Below are 21,672 nucleotides of genomic sequence, written 5' to 3'. Positions count from 1 at the left end.
TGTCCTGTGTCAGACTGCGGTTTAATCCCGTCGCAGGTGATCTTTGATCGCGATAGGGTTGGGGAAATTCAGCACGACGATGTAAGACGAAACCAGGAAGGTGAGGATCGCGGTCGCCTGAATCAGGTGCGATGCCTTGCTGCCAATCAGTTGCTGACTCGCCGCCAGAAAGGCGATCAGTAACGAAAATTCACTGATCTGCCCCAGGCGAAAGCCGATATCCCAGGCGAGTATTTTGCGTTCACTCTGCTGCCCCAGTAGGTAGCGGAACACCACCGGCTTGATGATCAGTACCGCAGAGGCGGCGACCAGCGCGGGGACGGCGATTTCAGGCACCATATCCAGATGGAACTGGGCGCCAAGGCTGAAGAAGAACAGGATCAGGAAGAAGTCCCGCAGGGGCTTCAGGCTGAGCGCGATGTACTGCGAGATCGGGCTGGTTGCGAGCGTAATCCCCGCAATAAACGCACCGATCTCTCGGGACAGCCCCACCACCTCTGCGAGCTCGGCGAGGCCCAGGCACCAGCCGAGCGCGAGTAAAAACACGTATTCGTGGAAGCGGTCGAACTTCGCCAGTAGCGGCTGCAACACGTAGCGCACTGCGGCCCAGGCGAAGCCCACCAGTAGCGGCAGTGCCGCGAAGGAAATCCCCAGACGCGCGAAATCCACCGTACCGGTGCTGCCACTGAGCAGGATCATGAGGCAGGTGATCGCCACAAAATCCTGAAACAGCAGCAGGCCCACCATCATTTCACCCAGATGCTTGTGGTGCAGAACGGTGGTCGGCAACAGCTTGATACCGATGATGGTGCTGGAGAACATCATCGCCATACCGATTACCCAGGACTCGATGCTGGTAAAGCCGAAGATACGCCCAATGCCGTAACCCAGCGCCAGGAACACGGCACAGCTGATCAGGCCCACGAAGGTCGCTTTGCGCAGCACCGACATGAGGGCCTTGGGCTGCATATCGAGGCCCAGCAGGAAGAGCAGGAAAACAATGCCGATGCTCGACATCTCCGCCATCAACGCCACATTGTCGATGACCCCAAACACCGACGGGCCAAGCAGGCAGCCGAGGGCAATGTAGGCAACGAGCAATGGCTGCCGACCCCACAGGGCAAGCGAGGCGACTACCGCAGCGCCGCTGAATATGAGGAAAAAGGACTGGAACAGGGAGGTCTCAGGCACTGCGCATCCTTGTAGCAGACTGGAAAATGACTCTATTCGGTATTATCCGCGTTGTAACGACCGGTTTTCAATGGCCTTGCTTTGGAAAGCGCACAAGACACCAGCCCGCGGGAAATTTCACTGGCTACAGTTTGAACCAGCGCAGAACCTCGCCTTCCTTCGACAGGATTGGTTGTGCGCAGATTTCCCCGGGCGGATTTGCGATTATCTGCCGCGCTTTCGCGAGATATTCCTGCAGGGGCAAGGTTACCTTGCTTGGCGCTTCACCGCTCATATCGAGGGTAAGGTCCAATGGTGCAATGGGTTCTTGTCCCTGATAGCGCCATACTCCTGCGGCCGTATCATACTGATAGAAAGGCAGCATTCGGTGGCCGTGCTCAGCGATCAGTTCAATCGCTTCGATGAGGTAATCCACGGTCTCTTCATCCAGGAAGTAATTGAAGTTCAGGCGGACCCAGCCGGGCTTCAAGATACTTTCACCTTCACTGACCAGCTTTTCAATCGCGGTGCTCTGCTCATCGGTAAGGTGCAACAAGTGGTGTCCGTATGGCCCTGCACAGGAGCAGCCGCCACGCACCTGAATTCCAAACAGGTCGTTAAGTAGGGCGACAACGAATCCGTAGTGCAGTGGTTTGCCGTCCTGCAGTAGATGCAAAGATACGATGCTCACACGCTCCGCGTCGGTACCGCCGAGGATTTCTATGTTGGGGTTGTCGGCCCAGCGAGAGAATGCGCGCTCAAGCCAATGTGCTTCCCGGGCTTCAATCGTGTCAGCGCCTACCTGATCTTTTAGTGCGAAGATCATGCCAGCGCGCACAGATTCCACGATGGCTGGGGTGCCAGCTTCCTCGCGTCGCTCTCCAGCGGGCAGGTAGGTGTGTCGGCCGGGGCTGACCCAGGACACGGTGCCACCCCCGGTAACCGCCGGCTGGTTTTCAGGCAATAGCGTGCGGCGCACGATCAGAATGCCCGGCGTACCCGGGCCACCGACAAATTTATGCGGTGAGATAAACAGTGCATCTTTGCAGGAGAGTGCATCTTGCCCCTGTACATCAATATCGACGTACGGCGCTGCCGCAGCGTAGTCCCAAAAGGAGAGGGCATTGTGCTGGTGCAAAAGTCGCGTGACGGCAGTGGTATCGGTGCGAATGCCGGTAACATTGGATGCTGCAGAAAAGCTGCCGATCTTGAGTGGGCGCTCGGCATATTGTTCGAGAGCAGACTGCAGTGCGTCGAGGTCGACACCCCCCATGGCATTTAGCGGAATGGTCACCACTTCTGCGACAGACTCGCGCCAGGGTAAATCATTCGAGTGGTGTTCGTAGGGGCCAATAAATACTACCGGACGCGCACTGTCGGAAATGGTGCCGCTAGTGCCGCCGATGCGCGCGTAGTGGTCTTTTCGCAAGCCAAGGCAATCGACTATTCGGTTAACCGCTGCGGTTGCGCCGGCACCGCAGAAGATAATTGCGTGCTCATCACTGGCATTTACGGATGTGCGAATTGCACTGCGTGCCTGTTCGCGGAATGCCATAGTCTGGCGGCCGGTCGCCGAGGTTTCCGTATGGGTGTTGGCGTACCACGGCAGTACTTTGTTGCGAATGGCGTCCTCAACAAATTGCAGTGCGCGGCCCGAGGCCGTGTAGTCCGCATAAACCAGTGGCCGTTCGCCGAAAGGCGTGCGCATGGGCATGCGCTCGCCGATGACGTTATCGCGAATACGCTGCAGTAAGTGTTCGACGGTGTCGGAGGTCGAACCCATTTGTGGTACTTGTTTTGGTACTTTTTTGGGTGCTTGGCGAGAATGATTCATGGCGACCTCAATGTACTGCGCCCGCGGGGTGAGCCCGCGGGCATATCGTTGAATCAGTCATTGAGCTGGCGTCATTCGCCGGTGGGTATAGGCAGTTCCGTGGTGCTCTTGATCTGCTCCATGGCGAAGGTGGAGGCCACGTCTGCAATGCCGGCGTGGGCGATCAGCTTTTTATAAAACTGATCGTAAGCGGCTACGTCGCTGACTACGATGCGCAAGATGTAATCGTAGTCGCCTGCAAGACGATAGCACTCGACCACTTCCGGCAGATCAGCCATGGTGCGGGCAAAGGAATCTGCCCATTCAGCACTGTGCTGATTCGCTTTCACCTGCGCAAACACCGAGACCGGCAGGCCGAGTACCTCGGCATCCAGTAGGGCGACCTTGCGACGAATGATGCCGCTTTTCTCCAGCTTCTGTATCCGGCGCCAGCACGGGGTCTTGGTCAGGCCCACACGCTCGGCCAGCTCTTCGATGGAGAGGCTAACATCTGATTGCAAGATGGCAAGAAGTTGTCGATCAATTGCGTCGAGTGAAGACATAGTTCTACAAAGCTCCATAAAGCGGGTTTGTATTCCCTTTGCTTGCTCCGGTACTCGCTCCCTTGCAACAAATTACCCCGGTACTTTTTAAGGGTACTGAGAAATCCGACGTTGGCGGCTCTTGGAAGAATCCTTTGCTGTACCCCGTATCTCGTTAGTAACGATAATCTCCGTATCGATGCACTAGTAGTGGAATTTTCTCTCCGATTTTCAGGATCAAAAAAGCCGGGCAATGCCCGGCCAAACAACAGGGGGGTTGTTGGAACTTTGTTTTGAAACGCTGCGCCCTGTTACGCCGCTTCTTTGGGCGGGAACATCGGCTCGAACAGGCCCGCCGCCATGGCTTCACGTACGCGCGCCATCAAATCAATTTCGGTGAGCTGTTGCAGGTCTTGCAGATCATTCAGCAGATAGTAAATCGGCTGCACAATATCGATGCGGTAGGGGGTGCGCAGGGTATCAACCACCTCGAAAGGCACGCGTGCTGGCTCATCACTCAGAGCGTAGAGCGTTTCTTTCGGGGATGACAGGATACCGCCACCGTAAATACGCAGGCCGTCTTTGGTGTTCAATAGTCCAAACTCGACGGTGAACCAATACAGGCGCGCCAGGTAACCGCGCTCTTTGGGGCTGGCTTTCAGGCCCAATTCACCGTACTTCTGCGTGAAGTTGGCAAACGCGGGGTTGGTGAGCATGGCGCAGTGGCCGAAAATTTCGTGGAAGATGTCCGGCTCCTGCAGGTAGTCGAACTCTTCGGGGGTGCGGATAAAGGTCGCCACCGGGAATTTGCGCTCGGAGAGCAGACGGAAAAAGGTTTCGAAGCCGATCAGGGCCGGGACGCGTGCGGTTTCCCAGCCGGTTTCGCGACGCAATACGCTATTTACTTCTTCCAGCTGGGGAATGCGGTCCACAGGCAGGTTCAGCAGGTCGAGACCATGCATGTACTCGTCGCAGGCGCGACCAGGGATAATCTGCAGCTGTCTTTCGATCAGGCGCTGCCATGTCTGGTGCTCAAGCTCGGTGTATTCAATGAAACCCTCTGCATTGGGTTCACGGGCCACATACTTGCTGGGCTTTTTGCTGCTCATGACTATCTCCGCGGTTGGCGGTCACGGTTTGCCGCCAGTTCTGTTGTTATCGTCCTTCTATTCTTAGACACGAGCGCGGGGGAGTGGCAGGGCAGATAGAGCGAAAAAGCGAACACTCGGGCCGGGCTGGCTACACTTTTTGTAAACTTAAGTTTACAGTTGGGGCATGAGAGTAGAGATTACCTGTAGCGACCGTGTAGGCATTTTGCAGGAAATTATGGCGATCTTTGCCAGTTTCCGGGTCAATGTGCGCACCGGAGAGATTGGCGGCGATAGCGGAGACAAGGTTTACCTGTGGGCGCCGGGCCTGCTTCTGACCCAGTTTCAGTCGATCGAGAAGTCCCTCCAGCAGGTGCCGGGGGTGCAGAAGGTGCGCCGCATCGCGTTAATTCCCTCCGAGCGCCGTCACTTCGAGCTGGATACCTTGCTGCGGCATGTGTCGTACCCGGTGCTGTCGGTGGATAGTGCTGGGCGCATCATTGCCGCAAACCTCGCCGCCGCCCGCGCGTTCGGGGTGAATGAGGGGCAGGTGCCGGGGATGCAGCTGCAGCGTTTCCTGCCGAGGCTGCAATTGGAGGAGCTCCTGCGCGGTCTGACTGCGCCCCGTTACGGTTTCCCGGTGTCGGTGCGCGGCAAGCCGTTTACCCTCGACTGGTCGCCAATTACCCTGGGTGACAGCTCGGCCGGGCCCGCGTCGCTCGCCGGTGCCGTGTTGACCTTGCACGCGGCTGCCCCCGATGTGGATTCTCCCCTCGAGCAGACGCCACCCACACCGCAGGTACTCTGGGACCTGGACGCGCGCCGGGCCTGTTGCTTGCGCTTGCAACAGATCGCACCGCTACAAGCACCACTGTTGATTAGCGGTGAGCGCGGCAGCGGCAAAACTACATTTCTACACGCTGCCTACTATCTGAGTCCGCTGGCGGAGGGCGGTAAGGTTTATCGTTGCCATGGCGAGACGCTGGATGTAGATGGAGTGAATCGGCTCGCAGAACTCCCCACAGATACCGTCGTGTTAATTGATGATCTGGAGCTCGCGCCGCAGGATGTGCAGCGTCAATTGGCGGAAAGCCTGTTGCGCACCCGGTTTCTGCCGCGGTTGATGGTTACGGTCACCGCATTCTCCGCCTTGCTGCCCGCACTGCAGCAAACCTTTGCTGCCCAGCATATCCAGTTGCCCACCCTGCGTGCGATGCGTCCGTCTCTAGAGCGGTTTGTGCGGCTAATCCTGTCTCAGGTGGCCCATGGCGAGGGTGTGCCGGTGCCCGGTGATCCAGAGGGGCCGGCTTTTGACGGGGTGCTGGATGCGTTAAAACTGTCCGACTGGCCGACAAACTTCACAGGGCTTACCCAGCAAATGGAATCGGCGCTGGCGCATATGCGTGCACGCGCGGGACGTGTTTTGGCGCGCGAGGACTTTGTGGGCATGGTTAGCGAAACGAATTTGCCGTGGCGTGAATGGGGCAGGGGGCTGACGCTGGCGGAACAGCTGGAAAAGGTGGAGCGGAGTATTCTCGAAGAGCTGCTCGAGAGTTTGCCCGCCGAGCAGCGTTCCAGCCGCGCGCTTGCGCGGCAGCTGGGGATTTCACATACGGCTGTGGCCAATAAGTTGCGCAAGTATAAATTGGCAGTGCACTGACAATTTGCCAGTGCACTGGGCGCGGACCCGACCATCTCAGCGTTCGATTTTGCCGATCAGGATGTCCTTAAACATGACGAAATCGCCCCACAGGGAATAAAAGGGGTTTTTAAAGGTGGCGGGACGGTTGTGCTCAAAAAAGAAGTGCCCAACCCAGGCAAAGCCATAGCCCGCCACTGGCACCGCCCATAGCAATGTCCAGTTGCGGCTGATGATCGCGGTAATAACCAGGCCAATAACCAGCGCGGTGCCCACAAAGTGCAGCCGCCGGCAGGTCAGGTTGCTGTGTTCGTTCAGGTAAAACGGATAGAACTCGCGGAAAGAGTTAAAGCGCGGGGTTTCGCTGGCCTTATCTTCATTTTGCGGTGTTTGCATAGTGTTCTCTGTCATCTCGCTATCCTGTTTGTTGTTTATTTTTATAGGGTGGTGGTTGGGATGATACGGGTTCATCGCCGATTCTAGCGGCAAGCAGGAGCTTGCGCTGGTCGGAAAAGGACATGCCATTTTGGCCACCGGTGTGCCCCACAAGCAAGGGTAGAGCGCAATTATCCTGACTGGCTTTCGACCATCGGGTAGCAAATCTGATAATCTTGCCCTCAGATTTGTGATCACTTTTCTCTGGCGCTCCAGCGCTGTCAGAGCGAATACATAAGGAAGTTTTATGTCTGGCCCGTTATCTCATCTCAAGGTGCTCGACCTGAGTCGAATTCTGGCCGGCCCCTGGGCCAGTCAGGTGCTGGCAGATTTTGGCGCAGAGGTCATCAAGATCGAGCGCCCGGGCAAGGGCGACGACACCCGTCATTGGGGCCCTCCCTATCTGCAAGACGCCGAAGGCAATGACACTGCGGATGCCGCCTACTACTTGAGCGCGAACCGCGGCAAAAAGTCGATAACGGTCGATATCACCAAGCCCGAGGGCCAGGCCTTAATAAAGGAGCTCGTCCAGCAATGCGATATTTTGCTGGAGAATTACAAGGTGGGTGGCCTCGCTAAGTACGGCCTGGATTACGCGTCGATACGCGCAATTAACCCGCGCATCATCTATTGCTCGATTACCGGATTCGGCCAGACAGGCCCCTACGCCCAGCGCGCTGGCTACGACGCCATGATCCAGGGAATGGGTGGCCTGATGAGTATTACCGGGGTGCCGGAAGGGCAGCCGGGGGCGGGTCCGCAGAAAGTGGGCGTTGCTGTGGCGGACCTGATGACCGGGATGTATGCCGTTTCCGGCATCCTTGCGGCAGTGGTGCATCGTGAACAAACCGGAGAGGGGCAGCAAATCGACCTGGCCCTGCTGGATACACAGGTCGCCTGGCTGGCGAATCAGGCCCAGAACTATCTCGTGTCCGGCACCAGCCCGGCGCGTCAGGGTACTGCACACCCAAACATCGTCCCCTATCAGGCCGTTCCAGCGAGTGATGGCTACTTCATGCTGGCGGTCGGCAACGACACGCAGTTCCAGAAGTTTTGCCAAATTGCCGGTCTCGCCGCGGTTGCACAAGATCCTGCGTATGCGACAAACCAGGGGCGGGTGAAGGCGCGCGAGATTCTCGTTCCTTTGGTGGAGGCAGCAACGGCCGCCAAGCCCGCCGCGTGGTGGTTGGAAAAGCTCAGCGATGCCCATGTGCCGTGTGGGCCAATCAACAATTTGCAGCAGGTGTTTGCCGATCCGCAGGTACAGGCCCGCGGTATGGTGGTTGAACAGCCGCACCCAGAGGCGGGAAGTGTGCGCACCGTGCGCAATCCTTTGGGCTTTTCCGCATCCCCCCTGGCTTATCAGGATGCGCCACCCACCTTAGGCCAGCATACGCAAGCGGTGTTGACCGATGAGCTGGGATTGTCCGCGGAACAAGTTGCTGCGCTGCGGGATAAGGGAATCATCTGATTAAAAACAAAAAAAGCCCGGCAGAAACCTGCCGGGCTTTTTTGACTTGGTTACCGCTTCGCTCAGGCGAGTGCGCGCCGGCGGTGGATTGGCAACGGCTGGTCTACCGCGGCCTGGTAGCTGTCACTGAAGTCGCGCAGCGATTCAGTTAATCCACTTAGGGGCTGGTCACCCTGGAACGCGAAGGCGTTAAAGCCACAGCGGGTCAGGTAGGTGAGCTGGTCGCGGATAAAATTGCCGACCGCGCGCATTTCGCCGGTAAAGCCATAGCGCTCACGCAGCAGGCGTGCAGCGGTAAAACCGCGGCCATCGGTAAACGCCGGGAAGTGCGCGGCAATGAGCGGCAGTTCACTGGCGTACTCGCCAATGAGGTCAGCAGTTTCATCGCTGTCGAGCCACACACCAATCTCTTGTTGGCGGTCTTGTAGCGCTTCGCGGAGTGCCAACCATACGCTCGCCGGCAAGATGATTTTGCCTGCGGCCAGCTTGTCGGCCGTAATTTCTTCTTCACCAGTCAGCGGCAGCAGGTTCCATTGGTTGTCTGCTACTTTCCCGTCAACTATGAGTTGTGCGGGATTTTCCGGTTGTGCACCTACCGGCTTCTTCACCGTGGACTTCTCAGCTGGCTTTGGCATACACACGCTCCTTGAATGGCTGCAGCCCGATACGGTTGTAGGTATCGATAAAGAATTCTTCTGGCTGGCGGTTCTCGACAAACACATCGAGAATCTTGCCGATGGTTGCTGGCATTTCGTCACGGGAGAAGCTTGGGCCAAGTACCTTGCCGAGGCTGGCGTCTTGGTTGGCGCTGCCACCGAGCTGTACCTGATAGAACTCTTCGCCTTTTTTATCGACACCCAGAATGCCGATATGGCCGATGTGGTGGTGGCCACAGGCGTTCATGCATCCGGAGATATTGAGGTCCAGGTCACCCAGGTCGTACAGGTAATCCAGGTCATCGAACTTGCGCTGGATCGCTTCCGCCACCGGGATGGACTTGGCGTTGGCCAGGGAGCAGTAGTCGCCGCCCGGGCAGCAAATCATATCGGTCAGGGTGCCGATGTTCGGAGTGGCAAAGCCGTGCTTGCGCGCCACTTGCCAGAGCTCGAACAGTTTTTCCTGCTCCACGTCTGCCAGTACCACATTTTGCTCGTGGGTAACGCGCACTTCACCGAAGCTGAATTCGTCGGCGAGATCGGCAATTGCCTCCAATTGGCGGTCGGTCACGTCACCCGGCGGGATACCGGTGGGCTTGGTGCTCAGGGTAACTGCCTGATAGCCCTCTACGCGATGAGGGAAGGTGTTGCGTTCCAGCCAGCGGGCAAAGGCTTTGTCACCACCGGCCTGATCGCGCAGTACGGCTTCACCGTGGCCGGCTTTGAAGCTTTTGTACGGTTGCTCTGGGAAGAAGCGCTTGGCCCATTGGATGGCCTCTACGGTGAGCTCGTCGGCGCCGTCTTTGATTTGCTCCCACTCCGCTTCTACGCGGCGGGCAAATTCCTCGGGGCCCATGGCTTTTACCAGAATCTTGATGCGCGCCTTGAACTTGTTGTCGCGGCGGCCCAGCTGGTTGTACACGCGCACGATGGCTTCGAGGTACGACAGCAGGTGGGTTTCTGGCAGGAAGTCACGAATGGCAACGCCCAGGATCGGGGTGCGGCCAAGGCCGCCGCCAACAAATACCTGGAACCCGGTCTCACCCTGGTCGTTTTTAACGATCTGCACGCCGATATCGTGGGCGCGAATCGCTGCGCGGTCTTCTTCAGTACCGCAAACCGCAATCTTGAACTTGCGTGGCAGGAACGCGAATTCCGGATGGAAGGTGGACCACTGACGGATCAGCTCGCAGTAAGGGCGGGGGTCGACCAGCTCATCACCAGCGACACCGGCAAACTGGTCGGTGGTGGTGTTACGGATACAGTTACCACTGGTTTGCACCGCGTGCATCTCGACTTCCGCCAGTTCCGCCAGGATATCCGGTACATCTTCCAGGTTTGGCCAGTTCAGCTGAACGTTCTGGCGGGTGGTGAAGTGGGCGTAGCCTTTGTCGTACTTGCGGGTAATGTGTGCCAAGCGACGAACTTGGGTGCTGTTCATCAGCCCGTAGGGCACTGCAATGCGCAACATGGGGGCCAGACGCTGCACATACAGGCCATTTTGTAGGCGCAGGGGCAAAAATTCTTCTTCGCTCAGCTCACCGGCGAGATAGCGTTCGGTCTGGCCGCGAAACTGGGCCACCCGTTCCCGGATCAGCTTGTGGTCCTGTTCGTCGTATCGATACATAAGAGCTTGATTCCATTACATTTTTGCGCCGGCTCAACAGCGCCCAGAGGGTCTTCTGGAGTCTATCTATGACCCTGAGTGGCGCATAACATACCAGCCGCCTTATACAAAAAATAACAATTTTTTTCGCTACCTTAGTAACAGAAGGTTATAAGTAGCCTGTGTCGCAGGCGCTGGTGAATATGCGTGCAGTTGCACCGCCTGCAGGGATTTGATCTACTTGAGAAACCGCGTTTTTTAGCGGTGCTGCTACCTTAAAAACAATAATGATTTCTTGAGTGACGGAGTATTCCGATGAACGACCAAGTAGTAAGAGAAGTAGTAGTTGTATCTGACGATAGCGATAATGCTGTAGACGCCATTGCGGCGGTGGCCCTGGTGGCCATATTCGTTGCAACCTGCGTGTACTGGGTTGCCTCTCAAGGCTAATCCAAGTCTCTTCCTCGCTGCGCTAACCCCACTTCGCTCCGATCGTTTGCCGGTGTGGAGTAGGGTGGCGGCTGCTGGGTGAGCGAGTTTGCGGCGCGATCTGGGTTTTACCCCATATTGCTTAGAACTGTTCTCACCACCAGGATCAGCACCGCTACAAAAGCGGCGGTGAAGATAATGCCTGCAGCAATGTAGGCCTTGAAGCTGCCTGCCTTGAAGTCCCTTTCGCGATTCTTATCTGATTGCACGCCCACCGCTGCAGCCAGGGTGCTGAGCACAATCTGGCCGAACGATGGCTTCTGCTGCTGATCTTTGTCGTCGGTGTGATTCATACCGGATTCCTTTTTCCAGCGAACGCGTATTTTTCTTTTGATACTTTCTTTCGATACTTTTCCATCCAGGACTTTCCATCCGGGATGGCCGACAACCCGACTTCGATGATTCCTTGATCAGTCTTCCAGATTGGGTCGCAGCCAGCGTTCCAGTTCATCTACTTGCATGCCCTTGCGCTCGGCCAAGCTTTCCAGCTGATCCCGCGATATTTTGCCAACATTGAAATACTTGGACTCCGGGTGGGCAAAGTAGAGTCCGCTTACAGCAGCGGCGGGCATCATGGCAAAGCTCGAGGTTAGCTCGATACCGGCATTATCTTCCGCGCTCAGTAGTTTGAACAGTGTGGCCTTTTCGGTGTGGTCCGGGCAGGCGGGGTAGCCGGGCGCAGGGCGGATGCCGCTATAGGCTTCCTTGATCAGCTCTTCATTACTCAGTGCTTCTTCGGCTTGGTAGCCCCAGTACTCTTTGCGCACTTCGCGGTGCAGATACTCCGCGAAAGACTCGGCCAGACGGTCGGCCAATGCTTTCACCATGATCGCGCTGTAGTCATCGTGCTTGGCTTCGTATTCGGCTGCAAGCTCGTCGGCACCGATACCGGTGGTCACAGCAAAACCGCCGACGTAATCCGCAACCCCGGAGCCAACCGGTGCAACAAAGTCCGCCAGTGAGCGACAGTAGCCATCGCCACCGCGTTTCAATACCTGCTGGCGCATCTGATGCAGGCGCGCACGCTCTTCGGTGCGGCTCTCATCGGTGTACACGACAATGTCGTCGCCATCGGCGTTGGCGGGCCACAGGCCGAATACGGCACGGGCTTTCAGGCGCTTGTTCTCGATGATATCGGCGAGCATGGTTTGCGCACTCTTGAACAGGTCGGTGGCGGCTTCGCCTACCACTTCATCGTTCAAAATGGCCGGGTATTTGCCGGCGAGATCCCAGGAGATAAAGAACGGTGTCCAGTCGATGGTGTCCACCAGCTTATCCAGCGGGAAGTCATCGAGAATGGTCAGGCCCGGCTTGTTCGGAATGGCGGGGGTGAAGTTCTTCCAGTTGAACTGCGGGCCGGTTTCCAGTGCTTTCGCATAGCTGAGGCGAGGGTCGTTGCGCTTGCGATTCGCGGTGCGCTCGCGCACTTTTACGTATTCATCCTTTACGCCCTGCACAAAGCCGGGGCGCAGTTCATCCGACAACAGGTTGCTGGCGACACCGACAGCGCGGGACGCATCGGCGACGTAAACCACCTGGTTGCGCTGGAACTGCGGTTCGATTTTTACTGCAGTGTGCGCCTTGGAAGTGGTGGCGCCGCCAATCATCAGCGGAATATCGAACTCCTGGCGTTCCATCTCTGCGGCAACGTGCACCATTTCATCCAATGACGGGGTGATCAGGCCGGAGAGGCCGATGATGTCGCACTGCTTTTCTTTTGCTGTTTGCAGGATGGTTTCCGCCGGCACCATGACACCCAGGTCAATCACCTCAAAGTTATTACACGCAAGTACCACGCCGACGATGTTCTTGCCGATATCGTGCACATCACCTTTTACCGTGGCCATCAGGATGCGGCCGTTGGATTTACTGTCTGCGGTCTTTTCCGCTTCGATATAGGGCTGCAGGTAGGCTACCGCTTGTTTCATGACGCGAGCCGATTTCACCACCTGTGGCAGGAACATTTTGCCCTCGCCAAACAGGTCGCCGACCACATTCATGCCGTCCATCAGCGGTCCTTCGATAACGTCCAGTGGACGTGTCGAGGCCGCGCGGGCTTCCTCGGTATCTTCCTCGATAAAGTTGTTGATACCTTTTACCAGGGCGTGCTCGAGGCGTTTTTTTACCGGCCACTCACGCCACGCGAGGTCTTCCTTGCGCTCGGCGGTGCTGCCATCGCCGCGGTATTTCTCGGCAATATCCAGCAGTGCTTCGGTGGCTTCGTCGCTGCGGTTGAGGATGACGTCCTCTACTTTGTCCCGCAGTTCATCGGGCAGGTCGCTGTAGACCTCCAGCATGCCGGCATTCACGATGCCCATGTTCAGCCCGGCTTTTACCGCGTGGTAGAGGAATACCGAGTGGATGGCTTCGCGCACCGGGTTGTTTCCGCGGAACGAAAAGGACACGTTGGAAACACCGCCGGATACGTTGGCGCCGGGCAGGTTTTTACGAATCCAGCGGGTGGCTTCGATAAAGTCCACCGCATAGTTGTTGTGCTCTTCGATCCCGGTAGCCACCGCAAAAATGTTCGGGTCGAAAACAATATCCGTGGGGTTGAAGCCCACCTTGTTTACCAGCACGTCGTAGCTGCGTTTACAGATCTCCACCTTGCGCTCGAAGGTATCGGCCTGTCCGGTTTCGTCAAATGCCATCACAACGACGGCGGCACCGTAGCGCAGGCACAGACGCGCTTTCTCGATAAACTCCTCTTCACCTTCCTTCAGGCTGATGGAGTTCACGATGGGCTTGCCCTGAATGCACTGCAGGCCGGCTTCGATCACCTCCCACTTGGAGGAGTCGACCATAAACGGCACCTTGGCAATATCGGGCTCGGTCGCGCATAGATTGAGGAAGCGACGCATTGCCGCTTCGGAATCCAGCATTGCCTCATCCATGTTGAAGTCGATCACCTGAGCGCCGTCTTCCACCTGGGCGGCGGCGATTTGCAGCGCAGTATCGTAATCCTCTTCCATGATCAGGCGCTTGAAGCGCGCGGAGCCGGTAACGTTACAGCGTTCACCAACATTCACGAACAGCGCGTTTTCGTCTGCCACATAGGGCTCGAGGCCAGACAGGCGCAGGGCGGGCTTGATTTCGGGCAGTTTGCGCGGGGCAACATCGGCGACCGCGTCGGCAATCGCGCGAATATGGTCGGGTGTGGTACCGCAGCAACCACCGAGAATGTTCAGGAAGCCTGCGCGGGCAAATTCAGATACCACGGCCGCGGTTTCTGCCGGCGTTTCATCGTACTCGCCGAATTCGTTCGGCAGCCCTGCATTCGGGTGCGCGGAGACATGCTCGGCGCAGACGCCGGACAGCGCCTCGACGTAAGGGCGCAATTCAGTGGCGCCCAGGGCGCAGTTCAGGCCGACCGAGATAGGCTTGGCGTGGGCAACGGAGTAGTAGAACGCTTCGGTGGTCTGTCCCGACAGGGTGCGCCCAGAGGCGTCGGTAATGGTGCCGGAAATCATGATCGGCAACTCAAAACCGCGTTGTTCAAATACTTCCTGCACCGCGTAAATCGCCGCCTTGGCGTTGAGTGTGTCGAAAATGGTTTCGATCAGGATGATATCGGAGCCACCGTCGATCAGCGCGTTGGTGGACTCGATGTAGTTCTCTACCAGCTCGTTGAAGATGACGTTGCGGGCGCCGGGATCGTTCACGTCCGGTGAGATGCTCGCGGTGCGCGAGGTTGGGCCGAGCACGCCAGCCACGTAGCGAGGTTTCTCTGGCGTGGAGTACTGATCGGCCGCGCGCCGTGCGACCTCGGCCGCGACGCGGTTGAGCTCCGGCACCAGATCTTCCATGTCGTAATCGGATTGCGACAGGCGGGTGGCGTTGAAGGTGTTGGTTTCAATAATGTCCGCGCCGGCTTCCAGGTATTCACCGTGGATGCGCTCGATCAGATCGGGCTGGGTAAGGACCAACAGGTCGTTGTTGCCCTTGATGTCGGAGGGGTAGTCGGCAAAGCGCGCACCACGGTAGTCGGCTTCTTCCAGCTTGGCCCGCTGAATCATGGTGCCCATGGCACCGTCCAGAATCAGGATGCGCTCGCCCAGGGCGGCGTATAACTGTTTCAGGCGTTGATCGCGGGACTGCTCAGACATCGGATTTTCCTTAAACCAGGGATCAAAAGGGCGGCAATATTAGCACAGATACCCCTCTGCATCGGCTTTCTGGTCACTTCGTAAGATCCTGTTTTTATGCTGATCAAACAAAAGGTTATAGCGCTGCGAGCTACACTCAGAGTGCTCACAGCATGACCCACAGTATGAGGAGACGCGCGTGAAGATACTGATGGTATTGACCTCCCACGACCAATTGGGGGATACCGGGCAAAAAACCGGCTTCTGGCTCGAGGAGTTCGCCGCTCCGTACTACGTATTTGTCGATGCGGGGGCAGATATCACCCTTGCTTCGCCGAAAGGCGGCCAGCCGCCCATCGACCCGAAAAGTGACGCTGATGATGCCCAGACGCTGGCAACACGCCGCTTCAAGAGTGACGGCTTGGCGCAGCAGGCGCTTGCGAATACCAAGTCTCTGGATGAAGTCGATGTGGAGGGCTACGACGCACTGTTTTATCCCGGCGGTCACGGTCCTCTGTGGGATCTGGCGGAGGACCAGCGCTCCATTGCGCTTATTCAGGGCTTTTATCGCTCGGATAAGCCCGTGGGTGCGGTATGTCACGCACCGGCGGTGTTTCGTCATACCGTAGATTCCCACGGAGACCCGCTGGTTAAGGGTCGCAAGGCCACCGGGTTCAGTAACAGTGAAGAGGAGGGGGTCGGCCTGACTGACGTAGTCCCATTCCTGGTGGAAGATATGCTGAAACAGAATGGTGCCAGCTATTCCAAGACCGACGACTGGCAAAGCCATGTCACCACCGATGGCTTGCTGATCATGGGGCAGAACCCCGCGTCGTCGGAGGCCACGGCGCGCGCGCTGTTGGGGGCGCTCGCGTAACTGCGGCCGGGGATGCCCTTTGTGGTCGACTTTACTTGCGGGGATTAGCGCGTAGAATACCCGACCATAGAGCTCGGTTATTCCGTGCCGGCCATTGCAAGCCCTGAGATTTGAGAAGGTCTATGTCAGAACAGTCGTCAGAATTGAACGTTACCATCACCGAGTCTGCCCAGGAGTACCTGCGGGACCTCCTGTCCAAGCAGGACTGTGAGGGTATCGCTATCCGTATGTTTGTCTCCAACCCGGGTACCCCGAACGCGGAAACCTGTATCGCCTACAGCCGCCCCGGTGAAGAAAAAGAGGGCGACCTGGAAATGCAGCTGGATGGCTTCAAAGCGTTCTTTGAAGGCCGCAGCGTGCCGTATCTGGATGAGGCTCGCGTTGATTACTCGGCGGACAAGATGGGTGGTCAGCTGACCATTCGTGCACCCAATTCCCGCATGCCCAAGGTTACCGATGACAGCCCGATCGAAGATCGCATCAACTACGTGCTGTACAGTGAGATAAACCCCGGTCTGGCTTCCCACGGTGGTCAGGTGAGTCTGGTTGAAGTTACCGAAGACATGTTTGCGGTACTGAAGTTTGGTGGCGGTTGCCAGGGTTGTGGCATGGTCGACATGACCCTGAAAGAGGGTGTCGAGAAGACCCTGAAAGAAAAAGTGCCGGAGCTTGAGGGTGTGAAGGATATTACCGACCACTCTGACAAATCACAGGCTTACTACTGATCCTGCTTGACCCTGCAAGCAGAGACAAAAAACGCGGCTCGAGCCGCGTTTTTTTATGTCTGTACGATGTACCCGCGGTCTAACCATTCATCCGCTTTTTGGTTTTACTGGTCGCTTGCGCCGTGGTGGGGTCATCGGGCCAGAAGTGTTTCTGATACTTAATGCGCAATTCCTTTTTCACTTCCTGATACGTATTTTTCCAGAAGCTCGCCAGGTCGCGCGTAACCTGCACCGGGCGCCGTGCCGGGGACAGTAGGTGAATCATCAGTGGGTAGCGGCCGTTAATAATCGTCGGGGTTTGCCCGAGGCCAAACATCTCTTGTAAGCGAACGGGTAAGACTGGCGGTGTTTCTCCATAGTCAATGGCGATACGGGAGCCGCTGGGCACTTGAATGTGGCTCGGTGCCAATGCATCGAGTTGTTGCTGTGTTGACCACTCAAGTTGTGCAAGCAGAATGCTTTTGAGATCCAGCTGCTTCAGCTGGTCCAATTTGCTGAAGCCATTCAGGTGCGGGAGCAGCCACGACTCAAGGGATTCAAGTAGGGTGGTTTCGCTCCATTCGGGCAATGCAAGCCCATCCAATAAGTCGGCATATTGTTCCCGCTCGCGGTAAAGAAAGCGCACGCGTTCCAGCAGGTTCTCCGACTCTTTCGTCCATGGCAGCAGTCGCAAGCCACCCTGGCGAATGGCATCGAGCAATGCCCGGCTGATCAGCTCGGGAAAAATATCCTGCGCGGGCTTTTCCTCCAGTATCAGCTTGCCAAGTAGGGTCTGATTGCTTGCGATAGCGCGGCCAGCACTAGTATCCCAACGCACAGCCTCTCGCTGCTCAATAAGCCCGGAAAAGTACTCGTGCAGAAGTTCTCTATCAATGCGCGCTGCCAGTTGAATGCGCGCGTCGCGCCCCTGGCCGTCAAGATCCGCAACGACGAGAAATGCTTCTTGGGTCAGATCGTCGTCATGGGAGAAGTGGGCGCCGCGCCCGTTCGAAAGTAGGAAACGTCGTTCGCGGTCGTGTCGATTTTTTGCAATTCTGTCGGGATAGGCGAGACCCAGTAAAACACCGGTAGCGTCGCGGGCATCCGCGATTACCGCTGAAGTGGTATCGCTCGTCGTCAGTTGGCTGCGCCAGGTCTTCGCCTGTTGGCGGATGCGTTGAATCGAAGCGAAGTCGGCGCGGCTGTTTTTGGTGCGTCCGAGCAATACTTCCATGCGTTTGTGGATGTCTCTATCCCAGCGCTGATCCCCGCGGAAGATATCGCGCTCGGATAAGAGTGCGGCGAGCAGGGTGGCCGACTCCTGCAGGCCCAGTTCCACGCTGCGCAACATCATGTGCGCCAGTCGGGGGTGGGTGCCGAGCTGCAGTATTTGCTGCCCGTGCGGGGTAATCCGCAATTGCGTGTCGAGCGCCCCCAATTCAATCAGTAGTTCCTGTGCCTGTGCGGTGGGTCCCGGTGGTGGCAGATCTAGCCAGCGCAGTTCACTCGGTTCGCTCACGCCCCACTGGGCCAGCTCGAGCATCACCGGGGCCAGGTCACTTAACAGTATTTCCGGACTGTTCTTTTTCGCCATGCCCCGTTGTGTGGATTCGCTCCACAGGCGCAGGCAATATCCTTCGCTGAGTCGTCCGGCACGGCCGGTGCGCTGGGTAGCAGAGGCCTGGGATATCTGTGTGGTTACCAGTCGATTCATGCCCGTATTGGGATCGAAGCGCGATTCCCGCATAAGCCCCGCATCCACCACAACACGGATACCTTCGATGGTTAGGGAGGTCTCGGCAACATTGGTGGCGAGCACAACTTTGCGCTCGCCATCGGGGCAGGGCGCGATGGCGGCGTCCTGCTGCTCTTTTTTAAGGTCGCCATAAAGCGGCGCGATTACTACGTCTGGCTGATTGCCGAGAGATTCCCGAAGTGAACTTTCTACCTGGCGTATTTCGCCAACCCCAGGCAGAAACACGAGCACGCTTCCATCTTGCTGCGCCAGCAGCTCGTTCACTCTGCGTGCCACCGTTGTTGGCAATTGGCGGATGTTCTCAGGTACCTGCTGGTGGGGGAGGTACTCAATATCGACCGGGAAGGCGCGGCCTTCGCTGGTAATCACCGGGGCCTTATCGAGCAGGCCGGCGACGGCTTCCGTATCAAGCGTTGCCGACATCACCAGCAGCTTTAAATCTTCTCGCAATACCTCCTGAGACTGTAAGCACAGTGCCAGTGCAAGGTCACCCTGCAGATTGCGTTCATGGAATTCGTCGAAAATGACCAGTGCGGTACCGGTGAGCTCGGGGTCGGATTGCAGCAGGCGGGTGAGAATCCCTTCGGTCACCACGAGGATGCGCGTATCGCGGCCGTATTTGCGCTCGGCGCGAATCTGATACCCGACGGTTTTACCCACCGGCTCACCAAGCAGCTCGGCCATACGGGCGGCAGCGGACCGGGCCGCCAGGCGCCGGGGCTCCAGCATGATGATTCTGCGGCCCTCAAGCCACGGGCTATCGAGCAGTGCCAGTGGCACCGCGGTGGTCTTGCCGGCACCGGGAGGCGCCTGCAGAACGACATTGTTGGCTTGATTGAGGCGGTCACGCAGTTGGGGCAACACCTCGTGGATAGGTAACTCAGACATAGCTGGTATTATACCGGGCAAAAGGCGCGGTGCGGCTAGGCCCGAATCATTGGCGTCACAGGTGTAATATCTGCGAGGGCGAGGTATATGGAACACAAATTCTGGCTGGATAAATGGCACAAAAACGAAATTGGCTTCCACAACCCGGATGCGCATCCGTTACTGGTTGAGTATCTGGATGCACTGGAGTTATCGGCCGGTGCTCGCGTTTTTCTGCCGCTGTGCGGCAAAACACTGGATATCGCCTGGTTGCTACAACACGGCTACCGCGTTGTTGGCGCAGAGTTGAGTGAGCTGGCAATCCAGCAGCTGTTTGCGCAGCTTGGTGCGGAACCGCAGGTCACTAAAGTGGGTAATGCAAAGCTCTACAGTGCGGGGCAGCTGGAGGTCTTCGTAGGGGATTTTTTCGAACTGACGCGCGATGCGCTGGGTTTCATCGATGCGGTGTACGATCGCGCCGCGCTGGTAGCGCTGCCGGAGACAATGCGCACAGCCTACGCGGCGCACCTGATCGCGCTTACCGAAGGTGCTGATCAGCTGTTGCTGGCGATTGATTACGACCAGAGCCAATTACCAGGGCCGCCATTTTGTGTGGATGCTGCCGAGGTTCACCGGCTTTATGACAGCGCCTACAAGACGGAGCAGCTGGGTTCTGCCGAAATAGATGGCGGCTTGAAGGGCAAGGTGCCGGCCCACGAGGTCGTTTGGCTGCTGAGGTAGCGGCGTCATGAAACCGGGTGATCAAGGAGTTTCCACCCAAATAACAAAAGAACAACAGTACAACAGTACAAAGTACGCAACCAAAGTACACAGCAATGACGCAGCACATATCAGGGATTGATTGGGGGATTATCGCCGCTTACTGCATTGGCCTGCTGGCCATGGCTTACTGGTTGTCGCGGCACCAGGACAGCCGGGAAGATTACTATGTGGCGGGGCGTAACCTGGGTCCTTGGCCGGTAGGCCTGTCAATCATGGCCACCCAGTGCTCTACCAACAGCATCCTCGGTGCGCCGGCTTTTGTTGCGTTTACCGCGGGCGGTGGCCTGCTGTGGCTGCAATACGAATTGGCAGTGCCCTTGGCCATGGTGGTGTTGATTCTGTTCGTGATGCCGCTGTTTCGCCACCTCAATCTCGTATCTGTCTATGCCTATCTCGAACAGCGCTTTGATCTTGCCACCCGCCTAACTCTCAGCGGACTGTTTCTATTCGTTCGCGCGTTTGCTACTGCCGTTACCGTCTACAGCATTGCGCTGGTGATCGATTTGATTACCGGGTTGGGCTTTTTTGCTTCGGTGTTGCTACTCGGAGCCTTTACGGTGGTATATGACGTGATGGGCGGGATTCGTGGCGTTATCTATTCCGATGTATTGCAGTTGCTCATTCTCGCAATCATGCTACTGGTGGTTCTGGTTTCGCTGACGACCGCCGCCGGAGGGATGGATGCGATGTGGCAGGCCTTCGACAGTGAGCGGAAAATCACGCTCGACTTTGCGCACCACGGTTTTGGAGATGGCAAGACGTTCGCGTTTTGGCCAATGCTGTTTGGTGGACTTTTTCTGTATGTTTCGTATTACGGTTGCGATCAGAGCCAGGTGCAGAGGCAACTCAGTACCCGGAATATTGATGCCACCAATTATGCACTGCTGATCAATGGCGTGTTGCGTTTCCCTCTGGTGTTTCTGTACTGCCTGGTCGGCGTGGGTATCGGCGTGTACGCCGCACAACACCCGGCATTCGTCTCAGCATTGCCGGCGACCGGGCAGGGGCCTCAATACAATCTCGCTGTACCGCTCTATATGATCAACGCGTTACCCGTTGGGTTGGTAGGGCTGAGTCTGGTGGCGTTGTTTGCCGCTGCGATGTCGTCTCTCGATTCGGTGCTGAACTCATTAAGTGCCACGACTATGGAAGATTATGTTCGGCGGTTCCACCGTGGGCATTGGACGGCACGAAAAGAGTTGGTGTATTCGCGGGGCATAACTGCGGTCTGGGGCGTTGTTACGCTGGTAATGGCGTTTTACGTGGCCGATATTGCGCCTACGGTGTTGGAAGCAATCAACAAAGTCGGTTCGCTGGCGAATGGGCCAATTCTGGCGGTGTTCATATTGGGCTTTTTGGTGCAGCGTGTAGCGGGACCGCAGGTCATTGTTGGGCTGTCACTCGGGGTGGCGGTAAATGGCATATGTTGGCTGACTATGCCGGAAATTTCCTGGCTGTGGTGGAATGTGATTGGCTTTTTCGTGACGGTTGTTGCGGCAGTGGTGGCCTCTTTCTTGACCAGCAACAAGCAGAAAAGTGAAGCGGCAGCAGCTGAAGGTGAGCCGGATTTATACGAACAGGCAATACGTCACCACTTGCGCACGGAGGCCAAGGTTAACTGGTATCGCCGCAGTGCCTGGCTCCTTGTATGGTTTCTCTGCCTGTTCGTTCTGCTGCGCTGGTTGGAATAG

The 21,672-nt window shown here is 57.2% G+C and carries 17 protein-coding genes; 7 read left to right on the top strand and 10 right to left on the bottom strand.

Translation table 11 applies throughout. The annotated features are described in order from the left end of the window. Positions 1–21: 21 nt before the first annotated feature. The 4 genes from KUV22_RS03510 to phhA form a co-directional block, all read right to left on the bottom strand. Positions 22–1,191, bottom strand: coding sequence for a cation:proton antiporter (locus KUV22_RS03510; RefSeq protein WP_222228408.1), 1,170 nt, complete (start codon positions 1,189–1,191; stop codon positions 22–24). A gap of 124 nt (positions 1,192–1,315) precedes the next feature. Continuing rightward, positions 1,316–2,953, bottom strand: a complete 1,638-nt coding sequence (locus KUV22_RS03505; protein WP_222228407.1) for an aminotransferase class V-fold PLP-dependent enzyme — start codon at positions 2,951–2,953, stop codon at positions 1,316–1,318. A 122-nt stretch (positions 2,954–3,075) separates the two neighbouring features. Then, positions 3,076–3,546 (bottom strand): Lrp/AsnC family transcriptional regulator, encoded by a 471-nt coding sequence (locus tag KUV22_RS03500; RefSeq protein ID WP_222228406.1) that lies wholly within the window; start codon positions 3,544–3,546, stop codon positions 3,076–3,078. Between the two features lie 290 nt (positions 3,547–3,836). Beyond that, the gene (gene phhA / locus KUV22_RS03495; RefSeq protein WP_222228405.1) at positions 3,837–4,634 is read right to left on the bottom strand and encodes a phenylalanine 4-monooxygenase; all 798 of its coding nucleotides are present in this window, start codon (positions 4,632–4,634) and stop codon (positions 3,837–3,839) included. A gap of 166 nt (positions 4,635–4,800) precedes the next feature. Here phhA and KUV22_RS03490 point away from each other — a divergent pair, with 166 nt between their 5' ends. Continuing rightward, positions 4,801–6,273 carry a TyrR/PhhR family helix-turn-helix DNA-binding protein gene (locus tag KUV22_RS03490; protein ID WP_222228404.1) on the top strand — a complete coding sequence of 491 codons (1,473 nt, stop codon included), beginning with the start codon at positions 4,801–4,803 and terminating at the stop codon, positions 6,271–6,273. Positions 6,274–6,309: 36 nt separating this feature from the next. Here the strand turns inward: KUV22_RS03490 and KUV22_RS03485 are convergent, their stop codons facing one another. Next, the gene (locus KUV22_RS03485; protein ID WP_222228403.1) at positions 6,310–6,663 is read right to left on the bottom strand and encodes a DUF962 domain-containing protein; all 354 of its coding nucleotides are present in this window, start codon (positions 6,661–6,663) and stop codon (positions 6,310–6,312) included. A 271-nt stretch (positions 6,664–6,934) separates the two neighbouring features. Between KUV22_RS03485 and KUV22_RS03480 the strand changes: the two genes are divergently transcribed. Next, entirely contained in the window at positions 6,935–8,158 is a 1,224-nt protein-coding gene (locus tag KUV22_RS03480; RefSeq protein ID WP_222228402.1) for a CaiB/BaiF CoA transferase family protein, read from the top strand. Positions 8,159–8,220: 62 nt separating this feature from the next. Here KUV22_RS03480 and KUV22_RS03475 read toward each other — a convergent pair whose 3' ends face one another. Both KUV22_RS03475 and KUV22_RS03470 read right to left on the bottom strand, forming a co-directional pair. Beyond that, on the bottom strand, positions 8,221–8,793 hold the full coding sequence (locus KUV22_RS03475) for a DUF934 domain-containing protein (RefSeq protein WP_222228400.1): 573 nt from the start codon (positions 8,791–8,793) through the stop codon (positions 8,221–8,223). Then, positions 8,777–10,441 (bottom strand): nitrite/sulfite reductase, encoded by a 1,665-nt coding sequence (locus tag KUV22_RS03470; protein ID WP_222228398.1) that lies wholly within the window; start codon positions 10,439–10,441, stop codon positions 8,777–8,779. Before KUV22_RS03470 ends, KUV22_RS03475 begins: the two co-directional genes overlap by 17 nt. Before the next feature lie 294 nt (positions 10,442–10,735). On the opposite strand from KUV22_RS03470, the gene KUV22_RS17275 reads away from it, so the two are divergent. Then, a complete protein-coding gene (locus tag KUV22_RS17275; protein WP_257787922.1) occupies positions 10,736–10,870 on the top strand; it encodes a hypothetical protein in 135 nt (44 codons plus the stop codon). A 107-nt stretch (positions 10,871–10,977) separates the two neighbouring features. Here the strand turns inward: KUV22_RS17275 and KUV22_RS03465 are convergent, their stop codons facing one another. Together KUV22_RS03465 and metH are read right to left on the bottom strand one after the other, a co-directional pair. Further along, positions 10,978–11,202: a DUF2970 domain-containing protein gene (locus KUV22_RS03465; protein ID WP_222228397.1), complete on the bottom strand. Its 225-nt coding sequence runs from the start codon at positions 11,200–11,202 to the stop codon at positions 10,978–10,980. Between the two features lie 117 nt (positions 11,203–11,319). Beyond that, complete coding sequence (metH, locus tag KUV22_RS03460) at positions 11,320–15,015, bottom strand: methionine synthase (RefSeq protein WP_222228396.1); 3,696 nt, start codon at positions 15,013–15,015, stop codon at positions 11,320–11,322. A 178-nt stretch (positions 15,016–15,193) separates the two neighbouring features. Between metH and KUV22_RS03455 the strand changes: the two genes are divergently transcribed. Both KUV22_RS03455 and nfuA read left to right on the top strand, forming a co-directional pair. Then, on the top strand, positions 15,194–15,871 hold the full coding sequence (locus tag KUV22_RS03455; RefSeq protein WP_222228395.1) for a type 1 glutamine amidotransferase domain-containing protein: 678 nt from the start codon (positions 15,194–15,196) through the stop codon (positions 15,869–15,871). Between the two features lie 122 nt (positions 15,872–15,993). Beyond that, positions 15,994–16,596, top strand: a complete 603-nt coding sequence (gene nfuA, locus KUV22_RS03450; RefSeq protein WP_222228393.1) for a Fe-S biogenesis protein NfuA — start codon at positions 15,994–15,996, stop codon at positions 16,594–16,596. A 79-nt stretch (positions 16,597–16,675) separates the two neighbouring features. Here nfuA and hrpB read toward each other — a convergent pair whose 3' ends face one another. Next, the gene (gene hrpB / locus KUV22_RS03445) at positions 16,676–19,219 is read right to left on the bottom strand and encodes an ATP-dependent helicase HrpB (protein ID WP_222228391.1); all 2,544 of its coding nucleotides are present in this window, start codon (positions 19,217–19,219) and stop codon (positions 16,676–16,678) included. A gap of 87 nt (positions 19,220–19,306) precedes the next feature. Between hrpB and tmpT the strand changes: the two genes are divergently transcribed. Beyond that, a complete protein-coding gene (gene tmpT / locus KUV22_RS03440) occupies positions 19,307–19,939 on the top strand; it encodes a thiopurine S-methyltransferase (protein ID WP_222228389.1) in 633 nt (210 codons plus the stop codon). A gap of 95 nt (positions 19,940–20,034) precedes the next feature. After that, positions 20,035–21,672 (top strand): sodium:solute symporter, encoded by a 1,638-nt coding sequence (locus tag KUV22_RS03435; protein ID WP_222228387.1) that lies wholly within the window; start codon positions 20,035–20,037, stop codon positions 21,670–21,672.

The sequence above is a fragment of the Microbulbifer agarilyticus genome, from assembly GCF_019800665.1.
Classification (GTDB): domain Bacteria; phylum Pseudomonadota; class Gammaproteobacteria; order Pseudomonadales; family Cellvibrionaceae; genus Microbulbifer; species Microbulbifer agarilyticus_C.
The sequence above is the reverse complement of the archived record's forward strand: the minus strand, read 5'-3'. Positions and strand labels throughout refer to the sequence as shown.